The 2,677-nt window shown below is 76.1% G+C and carries 2 protein-coding genes; both read right to left on the reverse strand.

Going from position 1 to position 2,677, the window contains the following annotated elements:
• The coding region (locus HYE82_RS35775) for a DNA-3-methyladenine glycosylase (protein ID WP_179178398.1) at positions 1–1,003 on the reverse strand (1,003 nt) is incomplete at its 3' end.
• 387 nt (positions 1,004–1,390) lie between these two features.
• On the reverse strand, positions 1,391–2,677 hold a 1,287-nt coding region (locus HYE82_RS35780), incomplete at its 5' end, for a peptidoglycan recognition protein (RefSeq protein ID WP_179178399.1).

Consider the following 2,677-nt stretch of genomic DNA (forward strand, 5'->3'; position numbering starts at 1 on the left):
GACGAGGACCGTGCCGGCGGTGTCGAGCGCGGGCCGGACCGGGTCCGGCGCGGCAGCGGTGGCGCTGGCCCGCGTACGGGGCGAGCAGTTCGAGCATGGCGGCGTCGTCGGCATCGCGGTCGCCGACCAGGGCGTAGCCGATGATGCCGGGGAGATGGAGGTCGCCGGTGGTGACGGCGTCCGGGTCGCCGTTGCTGCGCTGGAGGGTTTCGGCGGAGGTCCACGGCCCGATGCCGGGCACGGCCTCCAGCCGGGCCGCGGCCTCTCCCTGCGGCATGGCGGCCGCCTCCTCCATCCGGGCCGCCACCCGGACGGCCCGCACGATGGTCCCGGAGCGCTTCGCGTCGACCCCGGCCTTGTGCCAGCCCCAGGACGGGATCAGCGCCCAGGCGCGGGCGTCCGGCATCACGTACATGCCCATGTCCGTGTTGTTCTCGGGGCCCGGCGCGGGCTCCCCGAACGCACGGACCAGGCGGCGCCAGGAGCGGTAGGCCTCGTCGCTGGTGACCTTCTGCTCCAGGACGGTCGGGATCAGCGACTCCAGGACCAGCCCGGTGCGGGTCAGGCGCAGGCCGGGGCGGCTGCGGTGGCTGGCGTGCACCAGGCGGTGGCGGGGGACGAAGACGGACGGGTCGTCCTCCGCCCCGAGGAGCGCGGGCAGGCCGTCGAGGATCCACTCCGCGCCGGGGCCCCAGGCCTCGGCGCGGATCGTGCCGGCGGTGCGGTCCGCGGCGACCCGGAGCGTGGCGGGGCCCAGGGGGGTGCGGCTGGCGCGCCAGACGGAGCCGTCGGCCGTGACGCGGAACGTGGGGTCGTGGGGGCCGCGGCGCAGCGGGCCCAGCGTGAGGCCCAGGTCCACGGGGCCCTCGGGTGCCCATACCCGGCGCCGGGCTCCAGCCCCTGCCGGAGTGCCTGCGCCGGTGCCGGTGCCGGTGCCTGCGGGCACGCCGGTGCGGCCGCCGCGTACGGCGGTGCGGGTCAGGGGGTCGAAGCGGCCGGCCATGCCATGAGCGTATCCCCGGCCCTGGGGAGCCCTGCCCGCGCCGATCCGGCCCGGGCGCCCCGCCCGGGGTCCGGGTCCGGGTCCGCCTGCGGGCTGCGGGCTGCGGGCTGCGATGCCTGAACGCGCAGTTCCCCGCGCCCCCGCCCCGCGGCTGCGGGCCGTGAGGGCCGGGCGCGCGGTTCCCCGCGCCCCTGGGGCACCGACCCGGGCTGCAGCGGCCTTGCAGGAACGGGCAGCGCCACGCCCCACGCATGCAACGCCTTCCCACGGGACACCCCCAGGGGCGAGGGGAACCGCGCGACCGGCCACGCGCGGTCCGCGGCCGGACCCCGGACCCAGGGCCAGCCAGGGGCGCGGGGAACTGCGCGGCCGGGGCTCCGTGGCGGCTCAGCGGCCCTGGAGTCTGGCCGAGGCGGTGCGGGCCGGCGGGAGCTGGCCGTACAGGAGTTTGCCGGGGCATTCCGTGGCGAAGCCGTCCCGGTGCCCGGAGATCACGTTCATCTTCACGCTGCTGCCCTTGGCGTACAGGTTCCCGCCGCCCGACTTGAGCGTGATCGTGGCCCTCGGGTCCCGGTTGAACAGTCCCAGCTTCCAGGCCGTCAGCGCGGCCACCGAGTCCACGGCGGCGGCCGGCGGGGCGGTGGTCGTGAACGTCCCGATGACGGCGATGCCCATGCTGTCGGCGTTGAAGCCCATGGTGTGCGCGCCGAGCACCGGCCTGGTGACTCCGCCCGCCCGGCCTTCGTACACGGTGCCGCACTTGTCGATGGCGAAGTTGTAGCCGAAGTCCCGCCAGCCGGCGCTGACCACGTGGTAGCGGTACAGGCTGCGCAGCACGGCGGGGGCGTCCTTGCAGGCGTAGTTGTTGCCGGAAGCGGTGTGGTGGACGAAGGCCGCCTTGACGGTGCTGGTGTAGGCGAAGGCCTTCTCGCGCAGCGACTCGTCGGCGCCCCAGCCCAGCCGGGTCACGATGCGGGGGCGCGGGCCGATGTACGGGGTGCTGCTGATGGCGCCGTCGCCGGAGAGGGCGGCGTCGGCGATGGAGTCCTCCTGGTTGAGACCGGTGATCTCCTTGGCGCCGAGGGGGGCGTGCGGCACGTTGGCGGAGGAGGCCTCCGCCGTGGCCGTCGACATGTCCGGCAGGACGACGGCGTCGCCCTTGTCGTCGCCGGGTCCGCCGGCCGTGCCGACCGTGCCGTTCTTGGCATCTGCGGCGGCCGGGGGGTCGGCGGTGCCCGGGTCGACGAGTTCGATCCGCAGGCCCGAGGGAAGGCGGGAGGCCGTGGGGGCGGCACGGGTGGCCTTGGCCGGGGTGCCTGCTTCCGCCTGGACGCGGACCTCGATGCCGTCGGATTCGCCGACCCACAGCGGGGCGGTGCTGCCGCGGACGCGGCCGGTGCCCCGCTCCAGCGCTTCGGGGTCGGGGGCGTGCTCGCTGTTGTGGGTTTCGACGTCCTGCCAGCCGGACCAGGTCCCGGTGCTCGCGGAACGGGTACGGACCTGGACGCGGCCGAAGAGCTGGGTGCCCGCGTCGTCCCAGACGACGCCGACCATCGAGAACCTTTCGACCCCGCGGGCGGCGAGGCCCCGCGCTTCGGGCAGGCGCGGTGAAGTGCTCATGCCGGGTGGGCGGTCGGCCGCGGGCCCGAGGGGGGCGAGCGGCAGGGACTGGGT

The organism is Streptomyces sp. BR123 (assembly GCF_013401435.1).
Taxonomy (GTDB): domain Bacteria; phylum Actinomycetota; class Actinomycetes; order Streptomycetales; family Streptomycetaceae; genus Streptomyces.